The organism is uncultured Polaribacter sp. (genome assembly GCF_947501385.1).
In the GTDB taxonomy this organism is placed as follows: domain Bacteria; phylum Bacteroidota; class Bacteroidia; order Flavobacteriales; family Flavobacteriaceae; genus Polaribacter.
Map to the genome: position 1 here is coordinate 1 of NZ_CANMVP010000056.1, position 5336 is coordinate 5336.

Sequence of the window (5336 nt, forward strand, 5' to 3'; positions counted from 1 at the left end):
TTATCTAAAAACTTCCCGGATCAGTCAACAGAATATATAGCGTTGGCCTATCGGCACGCCATATACTTAGTTATTAGCACACGTTTTTATTTGGCTGTTAAATTTAGTTATTTTATTTGGAATATTCGTTCTGTTATTCGTATGTTTGTAAACGGAATGAACGTTCCGTTATTATTAACTATATTAAAATAAGAAAAAATGAGTAATTTAAATGGAAAAATTGCTGTTGTTACTGGTGGTAATAGTGGTATTGGTTATGCATCTGCCAAAGAATTGAAAAGTCAAGGTGCAACTGTTATAATTACAGGAAGAAATTCGGAAAGAGTTCAAACAGCATCTCAAGAACTTGGTGTTAAAGGAATAGTTGCAGATGTAAAAAGTATTTCAGCAATAGAGAATTTAGTCGAGGAAGTTAAATCACAATTCGGTAAAGTTGATGTTTTATTCGTAAATGCTGGGATTTTTCAACCTGCTCCAATTGGACAAATAAGCGAAGAAATGTTCGACCATCAAATGGGTATTAATTTTAAAGGTGCGTTTTTTACAACTGAAAAGTTTTTGCCAATTTTAAATGATGGTGCATCAATTATAAATTTATCATCTGTAAATGCTTATACAGGAATGCCTAATACAGCTATTTACGCTGCGTCTAAAGCTGCGTTAAATTCTTATACACGTACTGCTGCAACAGAATTAGCTCCGAGAAAAATTCGTGTTAATTCTGTAAATCCAGGTCCTGTTTCAACACCAATTTTTGGTAAAACAGGAATGGAAGAAGAACAATTAAACGGATTTGCAGAAGCAATGCAAAATCGTATTCCTTTAAAGCGTTTTGGTCAACCTGAAGATATCGCTAAACTTGTTTCGTTTTTGGCATCTGATGACGCCTCGTTTATTACAGGTAGTGAATACAATATCGATGGTGGAATTATTATTAATCCTCTTTTGAGTTAATTTTTTTCTCTATATTTGGAATGATAGTTCCAAAAAATTATCTTTGTGGAAACGTTTTACGTTTCCACATTTTTTATTATGCCAAGAGTAAAGTTATTTGATGAACAAGAAGTTTTGACCAAAGCAATGAATTTGTTTTGGAAACAAGGCTATTCTGCTACTTCTGTGCAGGATTTAGTCAGTCATTTAGGTATTAACAGAGCAAGTCTTTACGATACTTTTGGTGATAAAGAACAATTATTTAAAAAATCCTTTGCATTATACAGAAAGTCAAATATTGAAGGTTTAATTCATTTCTTCGAAAGTCGTCCAAATATTAAGAGTGGATTATCAGAATTATTTGATATTGCTATTCAAGATGCAATTCTTGATAAGGAAGCTAAAGGTTGTTTTGTAGTAAATACTACAACTGAACTTATTCCAAATGATGAAAGTTTGATGAAAATAATTGAAGACAACAAGCGTAATTTTGAAAACCTTTTTTATGAATACTTAAAAAAAGGAAAAGAAAATGGTCAATTAAAAACTAATCAAGATTTAAAATCATTGGCATCTTTGCTTTTTATGTTGTACGCTGGAATTAAAGTTGTTTCAAAAGTCAATCCTGTTGAGAAAGAATTGAAAGGTTCTATCGATTTAGCCTTATCTTTGTTGGGTTGACCAAATGTGTGCTAACTCGTTATATGCGGAACTTTTATCCTCTTATACAGCCATTACGATTGGATATACGGAAGTTTTGTTGGTTTATTACCACACTAACTTTTATTGTAAAAGTATAAAAAATCTTATCACCTGCAATATAGATAGATTTATTGTAAATTCTTTTACCAGTATCGGATCAATAGAAGTACTTAAACTTAATAAATGCCACAAAATAGAAAAGAGTATACACAGTACTTCTTCTGATCAGTAAAACCTAAACCTCGATTTCGCCTTATCTAAAAACTTCCCGGATCAGTCAACAAAATAGATAGCGTTGGCCTATCGGCACGCCATATACTTAGTTATTATGGGCTGGTATTATATTTTTAATAAATTCCATAATAGTTTCAGTTCTCAATCTTTTCTCTTTGGATGTGTACTGGTTTATATGATGAGAAAAAAGGACTAATGTATTTTCCAAATTAGTTTCCTCAATTTCATTTGTTACTCTTTTATTCGTTTTAATTAATTTCTTAATTTTATATAATTCTCCACAATAGAGGTTTTCAATAAATTCAAATTCGTATCCCATCCAGAAGGTTCCTTTATTTGAATATTTTCCCCAATAAGCTTGAGATTCTTTGTTTTTTACGATTATTACTTTCGGTTTTATTATTCTTTCAATAACACGTTGGCTTAAACTTATTTGTTTAGCAATAAATTCAATTCCAACTTTAGTTTTAAGAAATTCATTTTTTAAAGTTGGTTGTATTCTTTCTCTATAATATAATATGTCCAAATACGCACTATTTTTTCTTAAATCTATATTTTCATTTAAGAGCATCTTTTTTATGGGACCCCAATAATTGTCATATTTTTCATTAAAAAGTGTCTTTTGAAAATCAAAGCCAAAACCCTTTTTCGGGTCTCCTTCACGAAAAGAAGGATTAATTCCAGTTATTAGAATATCTTTTTGTTTTTCGTTTTCCGCAAATACAAACCCTCTTTCTTTTACAAATTCAGGTAGTTCATTTGAATTATCATTATTCCAGATTTTTTCTAATTCCGATTTAATATTCATTAGCCTCAAATTTGTATTTGGTTGGGTTACTTGCACACAACGTGATTCAAGTAGACAGCTTCTCGGCACATTATGATTAGTTACATAATTTAAGCACTAAAGTTAGCAAATAAATCACAGATAGAAAGTCTGCGAAAAATTTCGTAAATTGGCTAAAACCTAGCAATTAATTATAGCGGTGTTGGCAATCAGGCTTTCCACGATTGTTTAATCATATTTCTTAATAAATCTATATAATTCCAACCAATTTTTCTCGATGCCAATAAGGTCAAACTATCTTGATTTTGCCTATGAGGTCTTGATGGTCCAGTCATATTTGGTTTCATATTTAAATCGAACAGGAAATAATTTCCATTTTCATCCGCACGACAATCTATTCGTATTGGTGCTTTTATATTCAATAATTCACTTGCTTTTTCACATTGTTCATAAACTTCAACAGTTTTTCTTAAATTCAGTTCGTTGTTTTCAAGAACAGAACTATTTTCCATAACTGCAACAATTCCGTTATAAGGTGCTATTCCATCTTTATGGTTAAATCTTTTTACAGCAGGAAGACACCAAGGTTTTTTGTAAATCTTTTGTTGATTGTCAATTAAATAATTGCCTGATGGCATTACAGTAATAGTTATTTCCTGACCACTTAAAAATTGCTCAAGATATACTGTTTTTCCATATTTATTATTCGTGAATATTTCGTTTAGTTTGTCGTCCAATTCTTTTTGGTTTCTGACCAATGAAACACCTTGACTACCTCTTCCTCTTATTGGTTTAACAACTAATGGGAAATCAATATTCAATGAGTAATTGGTCAAGTTTTCAGTTGAAATTGATGTTGTTTGAGGAATAGAAATATTATTTTTTCTTAAAAGTTCATTTGTGAAATATTTGTCATCGTAAATGTCAACTTGATTTGGTAATTGTCCAATAAATTGAATATTTTGGTCAAAGAAATTTACGATTTCGTGACTTTTGTATAAAACGGTATTTAACCAAAAAGTGTTTGCACCTTTGTCTATCGCATCTTGAATTCCTTTTTTTGTGTCGGGAAATACCCAATCTAAATCAGTTTTAATATTCGGATTATTTATTGGTGTAACAATTCTGATACCATTCTTTTTCAATTCGCAAGCAATGTCTGCTCCGCTGTCAGAATAACCACCAGATTTCATAGGTTTCTGAACACCATTTTTAATTGGCGGAAGTTTCGATTGATATAGAATTGCTATTGTTTTCACGATGTTTTTTAAGCTTGTTGCCAACTTATTTATATACGTAACTTTTATCACTTTATACAGCTAATATAGCTGGCTATAAAAAAGTTTTATTGAATTATTACCACGCTAGCTTTTACTGTAAAAAGATAAAAATTCTTACCACCTGCAATATAGATAGATTTATTTTAAAATTTTCTATAAGTACGGTATCAATAGAAGTACTTAAACTTAAAAAATGCACACAAAAGCGAAAGATAATTTGCAGTACTTCTTCCCATAAGTAACACCCAAAACTTCGATTCCCCCCTTATCTAAAAACTTCCCAGAGCAGTCAACAGAATATATAGCGTTGGCCTATCGGCACGCCATATACTTAGTTATTAGCACCTGTCTTTTTTATTTTCGGCTTCAAAACTTTCGATTTCAAGGTCTATTTTATCCAACCATTCATCTACATCTTTTTTTAGAGGAAGCACTATCGTGGAAACTCCTCCGTGATACATTCCAAAATCATCTATTATTAAAAATTTTCCTCTTTTTAGATGGAATAGAGGGTTGAAATTTCTTCTTACGTTTTTTACAAAAGAATTAAGGTTTATAATATAGTCAGATAGTAAAAAAAAATTCTTTTTAGCCCATAACATATTTCTTTGAGAAATGTAATGATAATTTGGATTAGGGTAGATTTGTTTATAGTCCGTATCTTCTCTATAGAATTCGTAGTCTGGAGCTGAGTTTGATGCGTGTTTTAGAAAGTGATTTATATATTTAGAAAATGATTCCATTAAAACCGTAATAGATTTTTCTAATTCTTTATCTGTTCCAGGCCAATCAATTGCTAATAACCTTTCTTCAATATAATCACCGGCGTCTATTAAATCGTTATGAATAATATTTCGAACAGCATTTCCAATATACCAATTGTATTTGTCTAACTTTAAATAAGAATTTAAGTTGTCAATAATGTTTGAATAGACTATGGTTTCAGGAGTTATAGTTGTTGAAGTTAACGATTCTTCAACCCATAATTCGTGTTCATCTTTGATATTATGAAGCACTTCAATTGGCCAATTGTCTTCATCTTTATCAATTATCTTATGGTGGTGCGAGCAGAGCAGAATCAAATTAGAGTATTTATTTCTTTCATCAATAGGTAGCTTACTAAGACCTCTAGGAGATTTTGCGTTGTTTTTTTCGCCAACAATATGACACATTTCACCAAGAGTAATAGATTCAGTAACGTTTGATTTATCGAAAGTAAGTTTTCTTCGACAATCAGACATTGAGCATCGAGCAGCGGCTCTTCCCCAAAGTATTTTTTGTTCTTTTGAATTTATTGTACTACTCATTGTCTAGATTGGTGCTAACGTCAGTTCGTCTAATAACTCCGTTTTATTTTTAATTTATCCAACTAAATTACAGTATTAGTTTTACACGGGCTG

At 30.8% G+C, this 5336-nt stretch carries 6 protein-coding genes; 3 read left to right on the forward strand and 3 right to left on the reverse strand.

Translation table 11 applies throughout. The annotated features are described in order from the left end of the window. The 3 genes from Q0998_RS19035 to Q0998_RS19045 all read left to right on the forward strand — a co-directional run. Window positions 1–192 (forward strand): hypothetical protein (locus Q0998_RS19035; protein WP_299672961.1); only part of this gene is annotated, 192 nt, incomplete at its 5' end. Between the two features lie 6 nt (window positions 193–198). Then, window positions 199–954: an SDR family oxidoreductase gene (locus Q0998_RS19040; protein ID WP_299672964.1), complete on the forward strand. Its 756-nt coding sequence runs from the start codon at window positions 199–201 to the stop codon at window positions 952–954. Between the two features lie 45 nt (window positions 955–999). Continuing rightward, window positions 1000–1614 carry a TetR/AcrR family transcriptional regulator gene (locus tag Q0998_RS19045; RefSeq protein ID WP_299672967.1) on the forward strand — a complete coding sequence of 205 codons (615 nt, stop codon included), beginning with the start codon at window positions 1000–1002 and terminating at the stop codon, window positions 1612–1614. 340 nt (window positions 1615–1954) lie between these two features. Here the strand turns inward: Q0998_RS19045 and Q0998_RS19050 are convergent, their stop codons facing one another. From Q0998_RS19050 to Q0998_RS19060, 3 genes are all read right to left on the reverse strand, one after another. Then, complete coding sequence (locus Q0998_RS19050; RefSeq protein ID WP_299672970.1) at window positions 1955–2677, reverse strand: hypothetical protein; 723 nt, start codon at window positions 2675–2677, stop codon at window positions 1955–1957. A 188-nt stretch (window positions 2678–2865) separates the two neighbouring features. Then, the gene (locus tag Q0998_RS19055; RefSeq protein ID WP_299672973.1) at window positions 2866–3915 is read right to left on the reverse strand and encodes an ATP-grasp domain-containing protein; all 1050 of its coding nucleotides are present in this window, start codon (window positions 3913–3915) and stop codon (window positions 2866–2868) included. A gap of 359 nt (window positions 3916–4274) precedes the next feature. Continuing rightward, window positions 4275–5243 carry a hypothetical protein gene (locus Q0998_RS19060; protein ID WP_299672977.1) on the reverse strand — a complete coding sequence of 323 codons (969 nt, stop codon included), beginning with the start codon at window positions 5241–5243 and terminating at the stop codon, window positions 4275–4277. Between the last annotated feature and the right edge of the window lie 93 nt (window positions 5244–5336).

Bases quoted from the DNA above. Each gene is read 5' to 3' on its own strand.
- Q0998_RS19040 (WP_299672964.1), top strand. From the start codon at position 199: ATGAGTAATTTAAATGGAAAAATTGCTGTTGTTACTGGTGGTAATAGT.
- Q0998_RS19050 (WP_299672970.1), bottom strand. From the start codon at position 2,677: ATGAATATTAAATCGGAATTAGAAAAAATCTGGAATAATGATAATTCA.
- Q0998_RS19060 (WP_299672977.1), bottom strand. From the start codon at position 5,243: ATGAGTAGTACAATAAATTCAAAAGAACAAAAAATACTTTGGGGAAGA.